This is a genomic window from Methylorubrum suomiense (assembly GCF_022179765.1).
GTDB classification, from domain to species: domain Bacteria; phylum Pseudomonadota; class Alphaproteobacteria; order Rhizobiales; family Beijerinckiaceae; genus Methylobacterium; species Methylobacterium suomiense.
In genome coordinates, this window is record NZ_BPRE01000007.1 from 242,049 (window position 1) to 259,811 (window position 17,763).

General features: G+C 67.5%; 19 protein-coding genes. 12 read left to right on the top strand and 7 right to left on the bottom strand.

Annotated elements, in window-relative coordinates:
• Nucleotides 1–76 precede the first annotated feature (76 nt).
• Together copM and MFF26_RS13370 are read right to left on the bottom strand one after the other, a co-directional pair.
• Complete coding sequence (gene copM / locus MFF26_RS13365) at nt 77–466, bottom strand: CopM family metallochaperone (protein ID WP_137830065.1); 390 nt, start codon at nt 464–466, stop codon at nt 77–79.
• A 58-nt stretch (nt 467–524) separates the two neighbouring features.
• Nucleotides 525–1,931, bottom strand: a complete 1,407-nt coding sequence (locus MFF26_RS13370) for a cytochrome P450 (protein ID WP_238308096.1) — start codon at nt 1,929–1,931, stop codon at nt 525–527.
• A gap of 122 nt (nt 1,932–2,053) precedes the next feature.
• On the opposite strand from MFF26_RS13370, the gene fumC reads away from it, so the two are divergent.
• The 4 genes from fumC (at nt 2,054) to MFF26_RS13390 (ending at nt 6,026) form a co-directional block, all read left to right on the top strand.
• Entirely contained in the window at nt 2,054–3,484 is a 1,431-nt protein-coding gene (gene fumC / locus MFF26_RS13375; RefSeq protein WP_137830063.1) for a class II fumarate hydratase, read from the top strand.
• Nucleotides 3,485–3,543: 59 nt separating this feature from the next.
• Nucleotides 3,544–3,732, top strand: a complete 189-nt coding sequence (locus tag MFF26_RS13380; RefSeq protein WP_137830093.1) for a DUF4169 family protein — start codon at nt 3,544–3,546, stop codon at nt 3,730–3,732.
• Nucleotides 3,729–3,974: a ribbon-helix-helix domain-containing protein gene (locus MFF26_RS13385; RefSeq protein WP_137830062.1), complete on the top strand. Its 246-nt coding sequence runs from the start codon at nt 3,729–3,731 to the stop codon at nt 3,972–3,974. The genes MFF26_RS13380 and MFF26_RS13385 overlap by 4 nt, the downstream gene beginning before the upstream one ends.
• A gap of 342 nt (nt 3,975–4,316) precedes the next feature.
• Nucleotides 4,317–6,026 (top strand): methyl-accepting chemotaxis protein, encoded by a 1,710-nt coding sequence (locus MFF26_RS13390; protein ID WP_137830061.1) that lies wholly within the window; start codon nt 4,317–4,319, stop codon nt 6,024–6,026.
• Nucleotides 6,027–6,060: 34 nt separating this feature from the next.
• Here the strand turns inward: MFF26_RS13390 and MFF26_RS13395 are convergent, their stop codons facing one another.
• The 3 genes from MFF26_RS13395 to MFF26_RS13405 all read right to left on the bottom strand — a co-directional run bounded on the left by MFF26_RS13395 (nt 6,061) and on the right by MFF26_RS13405 (nt 8,033).
• Nucleotides 6,061–6,561, bottom strand: coding sequence for an MmcB family DNA repair protein (locus MFF26_RS13395; protein ID WP_137830060.1), 501 nt, complete (start codon nt 6,559–6,561; stop codon nt 6,061–6,063).
• Nucleotides 6,562–6,733: 172 nt separating this feature from the next.
• Nucleotides 6,734–7,510, bottom strand: a complete 777-nt coding sequence (locus tag MFF26_RS13400; RefSeq protein WP_137830059.1) for a cobalamin-binding protein — start codon at nt 7,508–7,510, stop codon at nt 6,734–6,736.
• Nucleotide 7,511: 1 nt separating this feature from the next.
• Complete coding sequence (locus MFF26_RS13405; RefSeq protein ID WP_137830058.1) at nt 7,512–8,033, bottom strand: DedA family protein; 522 nt, start codon at nt 8,031–8,033, stop codon at nt 7,512–7,514.
• Nucleotides 8,034–8,165: 132 nt separating this feature from the next.
• Between MFF26_RS13405 and pdxY the strand changes: the two genes are divergently transcribed.
• Genes pdxY through MFF26_RS13420 form a run of 3 tightly spaced genes read left to right on the top strand, consistent with a single transcriptional unit; the run spans nt 8,166 to nt 10,682 of the window.
• Nucleotides 8,166–9,017, top strand: coding sequence for a pyridoxal kinase PdxY (pdxY, locus tag MFF26_RS13410; RefSeq protein ID WP_137830057.1), 852 nt, complete (start codon nt 8,166–8,168; stop codon nt 9,015–9,017).
• Nucleotides 9,018–9,034: 17 nt separating this feature from the next.
• Nucleotides 9,035–9,961, top strand: a complete 927-nt coding sequence (locus MFF26_RS13415; RefSeq protein ID WP_238308097.1) for a PhzF family phenazine biosynthesis protein — start codon at nt 9,035–9,037, stop codon at nt 9,959–9,961.
• Complete coding sequence (locus MFF26_RS13420) at nt 9,951–10,682, top strand: NUDIX hydrolase (protein WP_137830055.1); 732 nt, start codon at nt 9,951–9,953, stop codon at nt 10,680–10,682. The genes MFF26_RS13415 and MFF26_RS13420 overlap by 11 nt, the downstream gene beginning before the upstream one ends.
• 68 nt (nt 10,683–10,750) lie before the next feature.
• On the opposite strand, the gene MFF26_RS13425 is transcribed toward MFF26_RS13420, so the two are convergent.
• Nucleotides 10,751–11,080 (bottom strand): hypothetical protein, encoded by a 330-nt coding sequence (locus MFF26_RS13425; protein ID WP_137830054.1) that lies wholly within the window; start codon nt 11,078–11,080, stop codon nt 10,751–10,753.
• Between the two features lie 408 nt (nt 11,081–11,488).
• Here MFF26_RS13425 and MFF26_RS13430 point away from each other — a divergent pair, with 408 nt between their 5' ends.
• Both MFF26_RS13430 and ilvD read left to right on the top strand, forming a co-directional pair.
• A complete protein-coding gene (locus MFF26_RS13430; protein WP_137830053.1) occupies nt 11,489–13,045 on the top strand; it encodes a 2-isopropylmalate synthase in 1,557 nt (518 codons plus the stop codon).
• Nucleotides 13,046–13,243: 198 nt separating this feature from the next.
• On the top strand, nt 13,244–15,079 hold the full coding sequence (gene ilvD, locus MFF26_RS13435; RefSeq protein ID WP_238308098.1) for a dihydroxy-acid dehydratase: 1,836 nt from the start codon (nt 13,244–13,246) through the stop codon (nt 15,077–15,079).
• 58 nt (nt 15,080–15,137) lie between these two features.
• Here ilvD and MFF26_RS13440 read toward each other — a convergent pair whose 3' ends face one another.
• Complete coding sequence (locus tag MFF26_RS13440; RefSeq protein ID WP_238308099.1) at nt 15,138–15,977, bottom strand: transglutaminase-like domain-containing protein; 840 nt, start codon at nt 15,975–15,977, stop codon at nt 15,138–15,140.
• Between the two features lie 212 nt (nt 15,978–16,189).
• On the opposite strand from MFF26_RS13440, the gene MFF26_RS13445 reads away from it, so the two are divergent.
• From MFF26_RS13445 to MFF26_RS13455, 3 genes are read left to right on the top strand one after another with little or no spacing between them, the layout of a single operon-like run.
• The gene (locus tag MFF26_RS13445) at nt 16,190–16,990 is read left to right on the top strand and encodes a heme ABC transporter permease (RefSeq protein ID WP_137830050.1); all 801 of its coding nucleotides are present in this window, start codon (nt 16,190–16,192) and stop codon (nt 16,988–16,990) included.
• 10 nt (nt 16,991–17,000) lie between these two features.
• Nucleotides 17,001–17,153, top strand: coding sequence for a heme exporter protein CcmD (ccmD, locus tag MFF26_RS13450; RefSeq protein ID WP_137830049.1), 153 nt, complete (start codon nt 17,001–17,003; stop codon nt 17,151–17,153).
• A gap of 2 nt (nt 17,154–17,155) precedes the next feature.
• A complete protein-coding gene (locus MFF26_RS13455) occupies nt 17,156–17,749 on the top strand; it encodes a DsbE family thiol:disulfide interchange protein (RefSeq protein WP_171015487.1) in 594 nt (197 codons plus the stop codon).
• Nucleotides 17,750–17,763: the final 14 nt, after the last annotated feature.

A 17,763-nucleotide genomic window follows, 5' to 3' on the forward strand; every position in this document is an offset into this window, starting at 1 on the left:
TTAGCCCATGTGAGGAACTCGGCCAGTGCAGTGCGAAACGGTCGCAGGCCGGCCGGCGAGATCCCGTCCGCGGCGGTCAGCGCGGTTGGGTGACGCCTCGCTCCTTCAGGAACTTCTCCATCCAGGCGATCTCGCCATCCTGCGAACGAACGATCTCCTCCGCGAGCTTGCGGATCTCCGGGTTCTTCGAATGCTCCAGGGCCACCTTCGCCATGGCGACGGCGCCCCGGTGATGGGGGATCATGCCGCGCACGAAATCGACGTCGACATCACCGGTGTAGCGGATCGCCATCTCGCCGTGCATCTGCGCGTCGGCCTTCCGGAAGGCACGGGTCGCGGAGGTCTCGACCTCCTTGCTGGATGAGGACGTCGTCCCGTGATCGTGGTGATGGGAGCCCTCGGCGAGAGCGAGAGTAGCCACACCGCAGGCGGCGGCGAGGACGGCGAGGATCGGCAGGCTTTTCATGGGCAGGCAAACTCTTCAGTCGGCATCGCGGGCATTCGGAAGCGGTGCCACATCGGCGTCAATGACGCCGCGTGACGACCATTCGCAAGCCGTTCTTCGGGCGCAAGGTCACGCGATGGAGTGGCGTGACCGGCGGATGCCCTTCCGGCAGGGTGAGCCGCACCGCGTGGATGACGCGGGCAAGGACGAGGGTCGCCTCGTGCAGCGAGAAGCTCTGGCCGATGCAGATCCGGGGGCCGGCACCGAACGGCAGGTAGGAGAAGCGTCGGACCGCGTCCCGCCGCTCGCCGAAGAACCGATCCGGGATGAACGCGTCGGGCGCCTCCCACAGCTTCTTGTGCCGCTGCATCACGTAGGGCGCGATGATCACGGTCGAGTTGCGGGGGATCTTCACACGGCCGATGCGATCGTCGCGCAGCGCTTGGCGGCTGAGGAACGGCACCGGCGGGAACAGCCGCAAGGTCTCTTCCATCACCGCCTTCGTGAAGGGAAGGCGGTCGAGCCGCATGGTGCCGTCGCCGCCGACGGCGGCATCGACCTCTGCCTCGAGTCGGGACTGCACCGCCTCGTCCTGCGAGATGCAGTAGAGCGCCCAGGTGAGGGCGTTGGCGGTCGTCTCGTGTCCGGCGGCGATGAAGGTGACGATGTTGGCCTTCACCTCCAGGTCCGAGAGGCCCTTGCCGGATTCGGGATCCTGCGCCGCCAGAAGCAGGGTCATCAGATCGTGGGGCGCCTCGCCCCTGGCCAGCGCCGCCTTGCGACGATCCAGAAGTTCGTCGACGACTTCGGCGAAGTATCGCAATGACGGCCGCGCCTTGAGCCGCCCGAGCCGGGGCACGAAGCCGGGGACGCCGAACACGTCGAGCGGGTCGATCGGCCCGATCGATTCGAGAAGACGCGTCAGGGCGCGGCCGAGAGCATCGGGATCGCCGGGCAGGCCCTGGGTGAAGATCGTCCGCTCCAGCACGTCGAGGGTGGTGCGGGTCATCTCCAGCACGACATCGATGCTGGCGCCGTCGCGGCGGGCGAGGCGCTTGGCGACCCGGGCGCCGGCGGCATCCATCTGTGTGAGGAAGCCGGCGACGTGGCGCGCGGAGAAGATCGGCGCCATGGTGCGGCGCTGCAGGCGCCACTCGTCACCCTCGGCGGTCAGCAGGCCGTTTCCGAGACCGGGAGCGAGCACGCGGCGTTGCAGGTCGTCCTTGCGGTAATTCGCACCGTTCTCGACCAGGAGGTAGCGCACGAGATCGGGCTCGCTCACCACCGTGATGCGCCCCATCGCGCCCTCGCCCGCTACGACGAAATCCTCGAAATGCGATTCCATCCAGGTCGCGATGGAGTTCTCCCGCACGGCCTTGAGGAAGGCGAACAGACCGAGCGGCCGGGTTAGCGGTGGCGGCACTTGCGGCCGGAACGGCGGGCGCGCCGTGAGGGTCTCGGCCGTAAGGGAAATCGTGTCCTGCATCGGCCGAACAACCTTCGCGGTGACGGAGCGGGAGATGCGTCACGCCCCTCCGCGGGGCGCCATCGCGCTCGAGCCTCGGCTTCGTTAAGTAGGGGCACGCCCGAGCCAACGAAGAGGCCACGATGTCGCCGCACGAGTCCCCAGCTGCCGAGTCCCGCGTCGAGACCCGCACGGAATCCGACACCTTCGGTCCGATCGAGGTGCCGGCCCACCGCTACTGGGGCGCGCAGACCCAGCGCTCGATCCAGAATTTCCGCATCGGCACCGAGCGGCAGCCGGCGCCCCTGGTCCATGCGCTGGGCATCGTGAAGCAGGCCGCCGCGCTGGTGAACAAGGATCTCGGCGGGCTCGACGCCAAGGTCGCCGACGCCATCGCCGAATCGGCCGCCGAGGTCGTCGCCGGAAAGCACGACGACGAGTTCCCCCTGGTCGTCTGGCAGACCGGCTCGGGCACCCAGTCCAACATGAACGCCAACGAGGTCATTGCCAGCCTCGCCAACGAGCGGCTCGGCGGCAAGCGCGGCGGCAAATCGCCGGTTCACCCCAACGACCATTGCAACCGCGGCCAATCCTCGAACGACACTTTCCCCACGGCCATGCACATCGCGGTCGCCCGTGAGGTGCAGGAGCGCCTGATGCCGGCCCTGACGCACCTGCACGGGGCGCTGGACGCCAAGGCGAAGGCGTTCGAGAGCGTCGTGAAGATCGGCCGAACCCATCTCCAGGATGCGACGCCGGTCTCGCTGGGCCAGGAATTCTCGGGCTACGCCGCGCAGGTCGCCCTCGGCGGCGCCCGGATCGCCGCGACTTTGCCCGGCGTGCTGGCGCTGGCGCAGGGCGGTACCGCCGTCGGCACCGGTTTGAACGCCCATCCGGAATTCGCGGATCGTTTCGCCGCCAAGGTCGCCGAGTTGACCGGGCTGCCCTTCACCTCCGCCGAGAACAAGTTCGAGGCGCTGGCGACCCACGACGCCCTCGTCTTCCTCCAGGGCGCCCTCTCGGCTCTGGCCTCGGGCCTGTTCAAGATCGCCAACGACATCCGCCTGCTCGGATCCGGCCCGCGCTCCGGCCTCGGCGAACTCTCGCTGCCGGAGAACGAGCCCGGCTCGTCGATCATGCCGGGGAAGGTCAATCCGACGCAGTGCGAGGCGCTGACGATGGTCTGCGCGCAGGTCATCGGCAACGGCACGACGGTGAGCTTCGCCGGCAGCCAGGGCCATTTCGAACTCAACGTGTTCAAGCCGGTGATCGCCAACGCGGTGCTGCAATCGGTGCGGCTGCTCGCGGATGCGGCAGTGAGCTTCACCGACAATTGCGTCGTCGGCATCAAGGCCAACGAGGATCGCATCGCGGATCTGATGAGCCGTTCGCTGATGCTGGTGACGGCCCTCGCCCCGTCGATCGGCTACGACAAGGCTGCCGAGATCGCCAAGACCGCGCACAAGAACGGCACCACGCTCAAGGACGAGGCTCTGCGACTGGGCTACGTCACCGAAGAGGAATTCGAGCGCGTGGTGCGGCCGGAAACCATGCTGGCGCCGGGCGCCGAATAAGCGCAAACTTCCGGCCCGGCGCGGGCGATACCCTGCGCCGGGCGATGACGGAGGACGGGGTGGCCGAGATCATCAACCTGCGGCAGGTGCGCAAGGCGCGCGAGAAGGCCGAGCGGGAGGCGAAGGCTGCGGAGAACCGGGTTCTGTTCGGCCGTCCCAAGAAGGCCAAGACCCTGGCCGAGACGCGCAAGTCCATTGAGACCGCCCGCCACGAAGGCCACCGTCTGACCGATCCCGACAAGGAATGAGCGCGGCACCGCAGCCGGGCATCGTCAAGCGCTCGGTCAGTATCGCGGGCCATCGCACCAGCATCTCGCTCGAGACCGAGTTCTGGGAGGCCCTCCAGGCCCTGGCTCGAACCCGGGGCCAATCGGTCCAGGCCCTCGTCGGCGCCGTGGATGCGGCGCGCGAAGGGCGCAATCTCTCTTCGGCGATCCGGGTTTTTGTCCTGGAAGCCTGTCAGACGGCCACGACTGGCCGGACGGATTAGTCCGAGAGAATTTGACCTGTCACGGAGACGTGAAGAGGCAAAATTTGGCGCCGCTACCCACCTCCGAACAACCCGTCGCTGCAAAATTATGTATACAGATACTACCTAGAAATGAATAAGGCAGTTAATTTAATGTAGATGCGGCGTTTTTGTATTAATACGTCGAAAGTTGCTCGATGAGCGCGCATTTTCTGGCGCATCCCGGCTCGAAATCACACGGGTCGTCAGTCGCCGTCTTCATCAATCGTTGAGCGTCCCGGTATTGTCGTCTCGCCGCGGGGGAGAGCTCCGACGGCGCGCCAGACCGGCCGCGGCCGTGACGAGCGTGTCGGGAGAATCGTCATGGGTTCGGGTTCGGGAACGCGCCGAGGGATATCTCTCAAGACAACCCTCGCCGGCCTCTTCGCCCTGATGGCGGCCATAGCCTGCGGGCAGGGCATACTCTCGACGATCAAGCTGTCGGGGATCCGCTACGAGGCCAATGAGGTATCGACCAATTGGCTGCCATCGATGACCGCACTCGCGGGGCTGCGCAGCGAAATCGATCAGGTCCGCATCCTCCAATACCGCTACATCACCGCATCCGCTGATCCTCAGCGCCGCGCCACGCATCGGACCGACTACCTCGCGTCGCTCGGGGCCGTGTCGACCGCCCGGAACCGGTACGAGCCGCTGATCTCCTCCGAGGAAGAGCGCAGCGTCTACGCGCCCTTCCTGCGCTTGTGGGAACAGTATCTCGTCATGAACCGGCCGATCGAGTCACTGGTCGAGGCCGGCAAGTTCGACGAGGCGCTGACGGTTCTCGTCGCAGCGGAGAACATCCGGACCTACGCGGCGATGCGCGAGGTCATCATGCAGGACGTCCTATTGAACGAGCGCGGCGCGAAACACAGCGCTGCTGTCAGCGTGGCCGAGGCGGAGGCGGCGAGCGTCGCGTCCTACGTGGCGATGGCCCTTGCCGTCGCGGTCGCCGTCGCCGCTTCGATGATGGCCATGCTGCGCATCGCCCGACCGATCACCGCCATGACGGCGGCGATGGACCGCCTCGCCTCGGGCGATGCCACCGCCGTGACACCGTACCAGGAGCGTCGTGACGAGATCGGTGCGATGGCCGCCGCCGTTCAGGTGTTCAAGGACAATCTCATCCGCAGCCGCGCTCTCGAAGAGGAATCCGCTCTCGCCCGCGCCGGTGCGGAAGCCCAGCGCAAGGCCGCCACCCTGGCCATGGCCGACGGCTTCGAGCGCGCTGTGAGCGGGATCGTCGCCTCTGTGGGAGCGGCCGCGACGCAGCTCCAAGCGACCGCGCGGAGCATGGCCGGTACGGCGTCGCAGACGGCGGGACAATCGACGTCGGTGGCGGCCGCCGCCGAGGAAGCCGCCGCGAATGTCGGCACTGTCGCCGCAGCGGCGGAGGAACTCGGGGCCTCCGTGCAGGAGATCGGTCGACAGGTCGACGGCTCGGCGCTGCTCGCCGGGAGCGCCGTGACCGAAGCGAGCGAAACCGCCGTCCTGGTACAGGAATTGAGCGGCGCTGCGACCCGGATCGGCGACGTGGTGGCGATGATCTCGACGATCGCCGGACAGACCAATCTGCTGGCGCTCAACGCGACGATCGAGGCGGCGCGCGCCGGCGACGCCGGTCGCGGCTTCGCCGTCGTCGCGGCCGAGGTCAAGGAACTCGCCAACCAGACCGCGCGGGCCACCGACGAGATCTCGAATCAGATCGGCCGGATCCAGGACTCGACCGGCAGGGCGGTCGGCGCGATCGACGGCATCACCGACCGGATCCGCCAGATCAGCGGCGTTGCCACCTCGATCGCCGCGGCCGTCGAGCAGCAGGGCGCGGCCACGCAGGAGATCGTCCGCAACGTGGCCCAGGCGGCGGCCGGAACCGGTGAGGTGACCGCCAACATCGTAACGGTCGCCCAGGCGGCGGAGCGGACCGGCACGGCGGCGAACGAAGTGCTCGGCGCGGCCTCCGGCCTGTCTCAGCAATCCGAACACCTGCGTACCGAGGTTCAGCGCTTCCTCGACACGGTCCGCGCGGCCTGAGGCGCCCCATAAGCGTGACCGCATCGAATCGATCTCAGAGCGCGCCCTCGCGGATCGCTCCGGGATCGGCCAAAGCGTGCAGCAATCCGGCGGCGAGATGGGCGAAGCGCAGGGTCACGGCCTTGCGTCGCGGTCCACTCAGGGGATGATCCGGGGGCGCACGCAGGATCGCAGCGCCGAAGGCATCGGCGACGATGAGGCCGCAATCCTCCGGGATAAGGCTTTCGGGTACGCTCTCGGGAATCGCGAAGTAGAACCGATCGCAGTAATCGCGGTAATCCGGCCATTTCCGGTCCGCACGGAAATCGGCCACGCTCGACTTGATCTCGACGATGGTGAGCTTTCCCGCTCCGCACAGGGCGATCACGTCGGCCCGACGCCCATTGGCGAGAGAGAATTCCGGCAAGGTTACGCAGCCCATTTCGGCAAACAGGCGACGGACCCCGCGCTGGATGTTGAGCGCCGTCGGCGATTGCCGCCGATCGGGCGGGAGAACCACGTGCGCGAGGGCGGGCGACGCGAGGGCTGTGGACATGGCGGGGCGATGGCTTGCGGGTGAGGCCGAATCGTGACCGGCCTATCCTGGCAGGCGCCAGCCGCCGCTGTCACCTGCGGCAATGTTTCAGGCTTCTGATGCGGGTCGCTCCCGCGCTTCCGGGTTGGGCCCGGGGGGACGCTACGCATCCACCGGTAATTTCCGACCACGCTCATCCGAGGGCCGCGCGGATCGCATCGAACCCGTCGCTCAGCGCCGCCGGGCCCGGTTGGAGGATCAGCGGCGACTTGATCTCATAGATACGCCCGGCCGCCACCGCGGGGATGTCGTGCCAGCCCGGCCGCGCGCGGATGCGCTCGATATTGACGCGCTTTCCGCACCAAGAGGCGAGAATCACGTCGGGTGCCGCGGCGATCACCTGCTCCGACGTGACGATGCGGTCCTTGGCGGCTTGGGCCCGGCTCAGATCCGGAAAGACGTCGCAGCCGCCCGCATGTCCGATCAGATCGGAGACCCAGCCGATGCCGGAGATCATCGGCTCGTCCCATTCCTCGAAATAGACCTTAAGGCGTGGCCGTTCGGCTTCTGCCGCAGCGGCGTCCCTCAGACGCGCTTCGTAGGAGCGGGCCAGGGCGTCGGCCCGCTCCGCGGCGCCGACGAGGGCGCCCAGCGTGCGGATCATCGCGAGGCAGCCGGCCACGTCGCGCTGGTTGAAGAGGTGAACGGCGATCCCCGCACGGGCGAGGTCGGCGGCGATCCCGGCCTGGAGGTCGGAAAAGGCGAGGACGAGGTCTGGGTCGAGGGCGAGGATCTTCGGGATGTCCGCGCTCGTGAAAGCCGAGACGCGCGGTTTCTCCTTGCGCACCCGCGGAGGGCGCACCGCGTAGCCCGAGACGCCGACGATGCGATGCTCCTCGCCGAGCAGATACAGCGTCTCGACGGTCTCCTCCGTCAGGCAGACGATCCGTTCGGGCGGGAAGCGGCGCATCTCAATGCTTGAACCATGTCAGCAAACCGGCTCCGGGGGCCAGCATCAGGAAGGCCCAGACGAAGGCCGATAGCCAGTTTGCGACCTGAAACGGGATGCGATTGACCCCGAAGGAGCCCGCCACCAGCGGCACTACTGCGCGGGCCGGACCGATGAAGCGCCCGATCGCCACTGCGCCCGCACCCCAGCGTCGGAGGAAATCCTCGGCCTTGTCGGTCATCTCAGGATAGCGCTTCATCGGCCAGACCCGCTTCACGTCGTCCTTGAAGTAATGGCCAACCTCGTAGGACACCCAATCGCCGATGCCGGCGCCGATGCCGGCCCCGATCACCATGGGCCAGAACGGCAGGTCGCTCGATCCGATCAGCGCGCCGATGGCGAGCAGGATGAAGGTGGCGGGTACGAGCAGCGACAGGAACGCCAGCGACTCGCAGAAGGCGATGACCGCCGTCACGACCGGTGCCCAGGCCTTGTGGGTCTCCACGAAGGTGAGCACCGTCTGCTTGATCGTCTCGAAGTCCATGCCGTCTCCGGTGCCTCAGGGCGTCCCTTGTCCGGTCCGCAACGCGGCAGCAAGGGCACGGGATGCACCGGAGGGCCAATCGGGTTACGAACGCAGTGGACGCCGTAACCCGGAGCGCCGAGAACGCCCTGCATGAAGGTTCTGTCGATCCAGTCGCACGTTGCCTACGGCCATGTCGGCAACGCCTCCGCGGTGTTCCCGATGCAGCGGCTCGGGGTGGAGGTCTGGCCGGTGCACACCGTGCAGTTCTCCAACCATACCGGCTACGGGGCTTGGCGCGGTCGGGTGTTCGATGGACCGGCGGTCGAGGAGGTGATCCAGGGCGTGGCCGAACGCGGCGCGCTGAAGCACTGTGACGCGGTGCTGTCCGGCTATATGGGATCGGCCGATATCGGCACGGCGATCCTGCGGGCGGTCGCCGCCGTCAGGGCGGCCAATCGCGAGGCGATCTATTGCTGCGATCCGGTGATCGGTGACACCTATTCCGGGGTCTATGTTCGCCCGGGCATCGCCGATTTCATGCGGAGCCAAGCGGTACCGGCGGCCGACATCCTCACACCCAACCAGTTCGAGCTCGATCTCATCGCCGGGCGACCGACCGATACGCTGGCCGCCGCCAAGGCGGCTGTGAATGCCGTCCAGGCTTTGGGCCCGAGGGTCGTGCTGGTCACCTCGCTGACCACCGCCGAGACGCCGCCGGAGACCATCGACATGATGGCGGGCGAAGGCGGGGCATTCTGGCGGGTGCGGACTCCGCGCCTCGATCTGAAGGCGGTCTCGGGCGCGGGCGACGCGGTCGCCGCGCTCTATCTCGTGCATTACTGGCGCACACGCTCGGCGGCTCTGGCCCTCGGCATGGCGGCGGCGTCGATCCACGGTCTCCTGCGCCGCACGGCGGAGGCGGGCGCGGAGGAGTTGCTGACGGTGGAGGCGCAGGACGAGTTCGTGGCGCCGACGAGCGCCTTCCCGGTCGAAGCCGTTTGAGGACGAGGACATTCCGGATGCCCAAACGCCGCTACGCCATCCTCGACGTGTTCACCGGCACGCCGCTTGCCGGAAACCCGCTGGCGGTGGTGCTGGACTCCGATGGATTGGATGAGGCGACGATGCAGTCCATCGCCCGCGAGTTCAATTTGTCCGAGACGGTGTTCGTCTCCGCTCCCGCGGAGGGGCGCCACAGGGCGGCGTTGCGGATCTTCACGCCGGCCCGCGAACTCCCCTTCGCCGGTCATCCGACCGTCGGGACGGCTTTGCTCCTCGCTCTGCGCGACCGTTCCGAGCGGGCCGAGGTCGAGGCGGCGGACGCCGTAGCGTTCGGTCTCGAAGAGCGCATCGGCACCGTTTCCTGCGTGGTCGAGGCGGATGCGGATGGGCGCTCCGGCCGCGCGCGCTTCAAGCTGCCGGTTCTGCCGACCTATCTCGGCGAGGCTCCCAAGGCGGAGGCGCTGGCCGCTGCGCTTGGCTTGAGTCACTCGGAGATCGGCTTCCATCGACATCATCCCAGCCGCCACTCCGCGGGGCCCGCTTTCGCCTTCGTTCCCCTGGCAAGCCGTGACGCTCTCGACCGGGCACGGATCGACGAAGCCGGTCTTGCCCGGCTTTTTAGGAGGGAGGCGGACGCGCTCTATCTCTACGCTCTCGATCCCGAGGGCATCGGCCATCAGTATCAGGCGCGGATGTTCGCTCCGCGGCTCGGCGTGCGCGAGGATCCGGCCACGGGCAGCGCCGCGGCGGCCTTCGCCAGCGTGCTGATGCAATTCGAGCCCTTGGGTGACGGGACCCACGACGTGCTCATCCGCCAGGGCATCGCCATGGGTCGCCCGAGCGCGATCGCGCTTCAACTCGTCATCACCGAGGGCGCTTTGCGCTCGGCCGAGATCGGTGGCGCCGCGGTTCTGATCGCCGAGGGAACATTGCATGTCGATTGACGGGTCGAGCCTGCCGGCTCCCGGCTTTACCCTGACGCCGTTGACGCGCATCGCCGCTCGTCTCGTACCCTACGAATGGGTCTGGGCCAGGGACAACGAGGCGTCGATCGAGCGGAATTGGCAACGCCGTTTGGAAGCCACGCCGGAGCTGTTCGACGGCCCGGTCTACTTGGCGAGCGGCTGCGCCATCGAGGACGGTGCCTGCGAGGCAGCGTTCTTCGAGGTGCGGTACTCGCGCTTCATCGCCTTTCGCGATGCGGGCGTGCCGGATGCGCTCGTCGCCAACGCCTTTGCCGCGATCGTGCCGCTCAGCGCCGATGGCGCGGTGGTGCTCGGCGTGATGGGCGCGCAGACCGCCAATGCCGGTCAGATCTACTTCCCCTGCGGCACGCCCGATCCGGGCGATCGGCGCGACGACGATACGGTCGATCTGGCCGGCAGCGCCGAGCGCGAGTTCTTGGAGGAGACGGGCCTTTCGTTGCCCGAGGACGCGGCCGGAGACTGGGTTCTCCTGCGGGGCGACGGACAACTCGCCTTCCTGCGCCCGGTACGGTTCGACCTCGATGCCGAATCGCTGAAGGCCCGCATCGACGCCCATCGCGGCGAGGAGGCGGAGCCGGAACTCGCCCACAGCGTCATCGCCCGCTCCCGCGCCGATATCGACGCCGCGCGAATGCCCGGCTTCGTTCAGGCCTATCTGGCGAGCGTGTTTCCGGACTGAGAGAGGACCGAGTCGGAACCCGGCTTCCTTTCGCTCCTACCCGGAGGGTTTGCGCCGGGGGCGGAGACTTACCGGTACCCGTAGCGCGCCTTGGCCGCGGCGTGCAGGCGCAAGGCCTCGGCGTCGCGTCCGGCGGCGCAGGCATCGGCCGCCTTGCCGAGATCGGCACCGAAGCGCTTGCCGACCGCCTCCGACAGATCGCCGGTCTGCACGTCGCCGGCGACGATGGATTGGGTGCGGGCGATGGTCGGGGCACAACCGGCGCCCGGCGCCAGATCGGCGATCACCGGTGCCGGGGCGGCGGCCACCGCCGCAATCGGCGGCGGCGCGCTCGACTGGCAAGCGCCGAGCGACAGACCGAGGCCGGCGAGGAGAGCGGCGGAGCGAGGCAGGGTCAAGGCGTGTCTCCCTTCGGGGGCGGCGCGTTCGAGAAAGGCCAAGCTTTCGTCGAGCGAACTTGTGCGGTGCTCGAAGAGACGGGTCAATCGCTCGGCGCGGCTGTGCTTGTCACACTCCCCACCAATCGATACACACGCGAACCCTGGTCGCGGGCGGTCTGCCGGCGAGTCAGCCCCTGAGGAGAGAGAGCGTGGCCCCTGGCCGCTCCGCGCAGACGAGTGACGGCGCCGCTTCCGCGGCCGTATCGTCGCGCGCGCTCATCCTCGTCGGCCTGCTTCTTAGCCGCCCCTGAGGGCCGTCCGGGCGTGGGCGCCTGGGCTCTCAGGGGATGCCGCGCCAACCCGGATACAGGCTTTTCCGGCGCCGCTCCTCACGAGGTCGAGCGCGCCGACCGCGAGGACAGACCCATGACGAACACCACCCCGAAGGACCGCGTCGTCATCTTCGACACGACGCTGCGCGACGGCGAGCAATGCCCCGGCGCCACCATGACCCTCGACGAGAAGCTGGCCGTTGCCGAGCTCCTCGACGGGATGGGCGTCGACATCATCGAGGCAGGCTTCCCCATCGCGTCGAACGGGGATTTCGAGGCCGTCTCCGAGATCGCCCGGCGCACGAAGCGCGCCACCATCGCCGGGCTCGCCCGCGCGATCCCCGCCGACATCGCCCGCGCGGGCGAGGCGGTGCGCCATGCGCAGAACGGGCGCATCCATACCTTCGTCTCGACCTCGGCGATCCATCTCGCCCACCAGATGCGCAAGACGCAGGACGAGGTGATCGAGATCATCCTGAAGACCGTGGCCCAGGCCCGCGACCTCGTCGCGGACGTGGAATGGTCGGCCATGGACGCGACCCGGACCGACATCGACTATCTCTGCCGCTGCGTCGAGGCGGCGATTCGCGCGGGCGCCACCACCATCAACCTCCCCGACACGGTGGGCTACGCGACCCCTCAGGAATACGGCGCGATGTTCCGCCAGGTGCGCGAGCGCGTGCCGAACGCCGACAAAGCGGTGTTCTCGGTGCATTGCCACAACGACCTGGGATTGGCGGTGGCGAACTCGCTGGCCGGATTGGAGGGCGGCGCGCGTCAGATCGAGTGCACGATCAACGGGATCGGTGAGCGGGCGGGCAACGCGGCTCTCGAAGAGATCGTGATGGCCATCCGCACCCGGGGCGATGTGATGCCCTACGAGACCGCGATCGACACCACGATGCTGACGCGCGCCTCCAAGCTCGTCAGCCACGCGGCCAATTTCCCGGTCCAGTACAACAAGGCCATCGTCGGCCGGAACGCCTTCGCCCATGAGAGCGGCATCCATCAGGACGGCATGCTCAAGCACGCCGAGACCTACGAGATCATGACGCCGGCCTCCGTCGGTCTGTCCAAGACCTCCCTGGTGATGGGCAAGCATTCGGGCCGGGCCGCGTTCAAATCGAAGCTGTCCGAACTCGGCATCTCGCTGTCCGACAACCAGATGCAGGACGTGTTCGAGCGCTTCAAGGATCTGGCCGACCGGAAGAAGCACGTCTACGACGAGGACATCGAGGCGCTGGTGGATCAGAATCTCGCGACCGCGCATGACCGGATCCGGCTGGTCTCGCTCTCGGTGATCGCGGGCACCCGCGGGCCTCAGCGCGCCACGATGAAGATCGAGATGGACGGGCGCACGTTCACCGAGGAGGCCGACGGCAATGGGCCGGTGGACGCGGTGTTCAACGCGATCCACGCCATGGTCCCGCACGACACGACCCTCGAGCTCTATCAGGTCCACGCCGTCACCGAGGGGACCGATGCACAGGCCGAGGTCTCGGTGCGGCTGAAGGCCGGCGAGCGCTCGGTGACGGCTCGCGGCGCGGATCCCGATACCCTGGTCGCTTCGGCAAAGGCCTATCTGTCGGCCCTCAACAAGCTCTCGGCGGCCTCCGTCCGGCTGCACGCGCAGCACGCCGCGGTGGTCTGACACTAGCCGCGTTGTCCCACCCGAACCCCTCCTCCTGAGGTGCCCGCCTTTACGGGGCCTCGAAGGAGGGCTCCAGGGATCACGGCGGCTTCTGGAGCCCTCCTTCGAGGCTCCGCTTCGCTTCGCACCTCAGGATGAGGGCGTGTCTTGGAGGACCGGCCCATCGGCCGATCCGGCTGGAAAAGTCGATCAGCAAAAATGCCCGCCTATCGCTCCCGCACCACCACCCATGGCCGCAACATGGCCGGCGCCCGCGGCCTGTGGCGTGCCACTGGCATGAAGGACTCGGATTTCGGCAAGCCGATCATCGCGGTGGTGAACTCGTTCACCCAGTTCGTGCCCGGCCATGTCCACCTGAAGGATTTGGGTCAGCTCGTCGCCCGCGAGATCGAGAAGGCGGGCGGTGTCGCCAAGGAATTCAACACCATCGCGGTCGATGACGGCATCGCCATGGGTCACGATGGGATGCTGTACTCGCTGCCGTCTCGCGAACTCATCGCCGACTCGGTCGAGTACATGGTCAACGCGCATTGTGCGGACGCCATGGTCTGCATCTCGAATTGCGACAAGATCACCCCCGGCATGCTGATGGCGGCGCTCCGCCTCAACATTCCGGCGGTGTTCGTTTCCGGCGGGCCGATGGAGGCCGGCAAGGTCGTCATGAACGGCATCACCCGCAAGTTCGACCTCGTCGATGCGATGGTGGCGGCGGCCGACGACCGGGTGTCGGACGAGGATGTCGCCGTCATCGAGCGCTCCGCCTGCCCGACCTGCGGTTCCTGCTCGGGGATGTTCACGGCCAATTCCATGAACTGCCTCACCGAGGCACTGGGGCTCTCCCTCCCCGGCAACGGCTCGACCCTGGCGACCCATGCCGACCGCAAGCGCCTGTTCGTGGAGGCCGGGCACCTCGTGGTCGATCTGGCCCGCCGCTACTACGAGCAGGACGATGCCAGCGTGCTGCCGCGCTCGGTCGCCTCGTTCGCGGCCTTCGAGAACGCGATGACCCTCGACATCGCCATGGGCGGTTCGACCAACACGGTGCTGCACCTGCTTGCCGCCGCGCATGAGGGCGAGGTGCCCTTTACCATGGCGGATATCGACCGGTTGTCGCGCCGCGTGCCGGTGCTGTGCAAGGTCGCCCCGGCGGTGGCCAACGTCCACATGGAGGACGTCCATCGTGCCGGTGGGATCATGGCGATCCTCGGCGAACTCGACCGCGCCGGCCTGATCGACCGCAATGTCGGCAATGTCGGCGCCGGCAACCTCGGCGAGACGCTCGATCGTTGGGACGTGACTGTGACCCGCAGCGAATCGGTGCAGAAATTCTTCCGCGCGGCCCCGGGCGGCGTGCCGACCCAGGTCGCCTTCAGCCAGGAATCACGCTGGGACGACCTCGACCTCGACCGGGCGGGCGGCGTCATCCGTGATGCGGAACATGCCTATTCCAAGGATGGCGGCCTGGCCGTGCTCTACGGCAACCTGGCCGAGGACGGCTGCATCGTGAAGACCGCTGGGGTCGACGCATCGATCCTCACCTTCACCGGAACGGCCCATGTCTTCGAGAGCCAGGATGCGGCCGTCGACGGCATTCTGAACGGTCGAGTCAAAGCCGGTGAGGTGGTGCTGATCCGCTACGAAGGCCCCCGTGGGGGGCCGGGCATGCAGGAGATGCTCTACCCGACGAGCTACCTGAAATCGAAGGGGCTCGGTAAGGCCTGCGCGCTCGTCACCGATGGACGTTTTTCGGGCGGCTCGTCGGGTCTTTCCATCGGACACGTGTCGCCGGAGGCCGCCGAGGGCGGTCTGATCGGCCTCGTGGAACAGGGGGACCGGATCGAGATCGACATCCCGAACCGCCGCATTCACTTGGCGGTGGACGAGACCGTCTTGGCGGAGCGCCGTGCGTTGCGCGAACGGGAGGGGTGGCGCCCGGCATCACCGCGCAAGCGCAAGGTCAGCACGGCCTTGCGGGCCTATGCGATGCTGGCGACCAGCGCGGCGAAGGGCGCCGTGCGTCGGCTCGAAGAGTAGAAATCCGAAGAGGCCGTGGGCCGCTCCCCTCCCGTTCAGGAGGGGAGCGGATTGCGGGTCACGCCGCCTGTTCGATGCGAACGGCATCCGACTGCGTCACCTCGTCGGTGTGCACGTCGAATCGGACGAGGCGCGCCGAGCCGAAGCTCGTCGAGATCGCGCAATCGGTGGCGTCGCGCCCACGCGCCATCACGATCCGGCCGATGCGGGGCGTGTTGTGGCGCGCGTCGAACGTATACCAGCGCCCATCGAGATACACCTCGAACCACGCCGAGAAGTCCATCGGATCGGGCACCGCCGGCACGCCGATATCGCCGAGGTAACCGGTGCAGTAGCGTGCCGGAATGTTCATGCAGCGGCAGAAGGCGATGGCCAGATGGGCGAAGTCGCGGCAGACCCCGACCTGCTGGGTGTAGCCGTCGAAGGCCGTGCGGGTGGCGTCGGCCTGCTGGTAGTCGAAATGGATGCGCTCGTGCACGTAGTCGACGATCGCCTGCACGCGGGCCCAGCCTTCCGGGGTTTGGCCGAAGAGCTGCCACGCCGTCGGGCACAGCTTGTCGGTGTCGCAATAGCGGCTGCCGAGGAGAAACGGCATCACGTCGTCGGGCAACTCGTGCACCGGGAGCTGCCGCGCCGTCGGCTCGACGATGTCAGGCAACCCGGAGTCTTCGACGAGGAAATCGGCCGACAGCGTGATGCGTCCGGCCGGCGCCAGAAGCCGAGTACAGACATTGCCGAACGCGTCGAGCGATTGCCGCTGCGGCACCTGCGGATCGGTCGTGATGATCTCGGGGCTGCGCAGATCCTTCCTGCGGGAAGGATGCACGTTCAGCAGCAACGTCATCGGAGTTGGGGCGAAGGTTTCGAACGCGATGTCGTAGCCGGTGCGGATCAGCATGGCCGTGCCTTGAGGTTTGGACTGCAACACGGGCGCTCGATCGACAACGGACATTGCGATCGATGCGCGAGTGAGCCCACAATCCTTTGACGGACTTGTCGTTCCGAACGACGCTGCTCAAATGTTGCGCATCGCACACAAGCCTTTGTGATCCCACCCGCGCGAAACGCGCGCATTGCTGGTGCGCCGCAGCAAGCGGTATGGAGAGTGGCATGTGGACCGCTCTCTGGAACCGCCTCGCCCAACCGGGCCATTTCCTGCGCTGGTCGGGCGCCGCTTTGCCCTGGCTCGCTGGACTCTCGGCCGTGATGATCGCGGTCGGTCTGTTCCTGACCTTCTTCACCGTACCGCCGGATTACCAGCAGGGCGATACGGTGCGGATCATGTACATCCACGTGCCGGCGGCGGTCCTCGGAATGGGGTTCTACGGAGCGATGGCCCTGTCGGCCGTTGGCTCGCTGGTCTGGCGCCATCCCCTCGCTGACGTTTCGCAGCGCGCTGCCGCGCCGATCGGAGCGGCCTTCACCCTGATCTGCCTTGTCACCGGTTCCCTTTGGGGCAAGCCCATGTGGGGCACCTACTGGGTCTGGGATGCACGACTGACTTCGATGCTGGTGCTGTTCCTTCTCTATTGCGGCATCATCGCCCTGTGGCGCACCATCGAGGATCCGAACCGGGCCGCGCGTGCGGTCTCGATCCTCACCCTCGTCGGCGCAGTCAACCTGCCGATCATCAAGTTCTCGGTGAACTGGTGGTCGACGCTGCATCAGCCGGCTTCGATCCTCCGGATGGGCGGCCCGACATTGCATGCGTCGATGCTCTACCCGCTCCTCGAGATGATCCTGGCCATGACGCTTCTCGGCGTGACGCTGCATCTCCAGGCGATGCGTACCGAAATCTACCGGCGCCGAGTCCGGGCGCTGCTGATCCGCCAGGCCGAACGGCTGGATGCGGGCGTGCAGGCGCCCGTCACCCGGGCGGCGGTATCGCTGCCCGTCGGTCAAGCGATCTGAGAGACCAGCGATGGCGTTCGGACCCTACACAGCGTTCATCGCGGGCGCGTTCGGCTTCACGGCGCTCGTGCTCGGCGCCCTGATTCTCAATGGCTGGCGCGACGGGCGGGCTCAGCTCCGCGCATTGGCCGAACTCCAGGACGAGCGGAGCAGCAACCGGTGAGCGTGAATCCGACGGTGGAGCGCCCCCGGCGCTCGCTCCTCGTCCTGCTGCCGGTGGTGGTCTTCACCGTGCTTGCGGTGGTCTTCTTCGTCCGCCTGCGCTCGGGGGCCGACCCTCAGGCCCTGCCATCCGCCCTCATCGGCAAGCCGGTGCCGACCTTCGCGCTCGGTCCCGTGCCGGGCCTGCAAGCCAAAGGCATATCGGTGCCGGGGCTCAGCAGCACCGACCTCAAGGGTCAGGTCACGGTCCTCAACATCTTCGCCTCGTGGTGCGCACCCTGCCAGGTCGAGCACCCGATGCTGATGCGGCTCGCGCAGGAACCCGGCATCCGGCTGGTCGGCATCGACTACAAGGATCCGGGGGATGCCGGTCGCCGCTGGCTGGAACGTCACGGACTGCCGTTCTCCGCGGTCGGTTCCGACGTGACGGGTCGCGCCGGCATCGACCTCGGCGTCTACGGCGTTCCCGAGACCTTCGTCATCGGTCCGGACGGCATCATTCGCGACAAGCTCGTCGGTATCCTGACGCCAGAGAATTACGCGAGCGTGCTGGAGCGCATCCGTGCTGCGGGGCGCGCCGCACCCGCGACGAACTGACGACGGCGCCCTTC

Bases quoted from the DNA above. Each gene is read 5' to 3' on its own strand.
- copM (WP_137830065.1), bottom strand. From the start codon at position 466: ATGAAAAGCCTGCCGATCCTCGCCGTCCTCGCCGCCGCCTGCGGTGTG.
- MFF26_RS13370 (WP_238308096.1), bottom strand. From the start codon at position 1,931: ATGCAGGACACGATTTCCCTTACGGCCGAGACCCTCACGGCGCGCCCG.
- fumC (WP_137830063.1), top strand. From the start codon at position 2,054: ATGTCGCCGCACGAGTCCCCAGCTGCCGAGTCCCGCGTCGAGACCCGC.
- MFF26_RS13385 (WP_137830062.1), top strand. From the start codon at position 3,729: ATGAGCGCGGCACCGCAGCCGGGCATCGTCAAGCGCTCGGTCAGTATC.
- MFF26_RS13390 (WP_137830061.1), top strand. From the start codon at position 4,317: ATGGGTTCGGGTTCGGGAACGCGCCGAGGGATATCTCTCAAGACAACC.
- MFF26_RS13395 (WP_137830060.1), bottom strand. From the start codon at position 6,561: ATGTCCACAGCCCTCGCGTCGCCCGCCCTCGCGCACGTGGTTCTCCCG.
- MFF26_RS13400 (WP_137830059.1), bottom strand. From the start codon at position 7,510: ATGCGCCGCTTCCCGCCCGAACGGATCGTCTGCCTGACGGAGGAGACC.
- MFF26_RS13405 (WP_137830058.1), bottom strand. From the start codon at position 8,033: ATGGACTTCGAGACGATCAAGCAGACGGTGCTCACCTTCGTGGAGACC.
- pdxY (WP_137830057.1), top strand. From the start codon at position 8,166: ATGAAGGTTCTGTCGATCCAGTCGCACGTTGCCTACGGCCATGTCGGC.
- MFF26_RS13415 (WP_238308097.1), top strand. From the start codon at position 9,035: ATGCCCAAACGCCGCTACGCCATCCTCGACGTGTTCACCGGCACGCCG.
- MFF26_RS13420 (WP_137830055.1), top strand. From the start codon at position 9,951: ATGTCGATTGACGGGTCGAGCCTGCCGGCTCCCGGCTTTACCCTGACG.
- MFF26_RS13430 (WP_137830053.1), top strand. From the start codon at position 11,489: ATGACGAACACCACCCCGAAGGACCGCGTCGTCATCTTCGACACGACG.
- ilvD (WP_238308098.1), top strand. From the start codon at position 13,244: ATGCCCGCCTATCGCTCCCGCACCACCACCCATGGCCGCAACATGGCC.
- MFF26_RS13440 (WP_238308099.1), bottom strand. From the start codon at position 15,977: ATGCTGATCCGCACCGGCTACGACATCGCGTTCGAAACCTTCGCCCCA.
- MFF26_RS13445 (WP_137830050.1), top strand. From the start codon at position 16,190: ATGTGGACCGCTCTCTGGAACCGCCTCGCCCAACCGGGCCATTTCCTG.
- ccmD (WP_137830049.1), top strand. From the start codon at position 17,001: ATGGCGTTCGGACCCTACACAGCGTTCATCGCGGGCGCGTTCGGCTTC.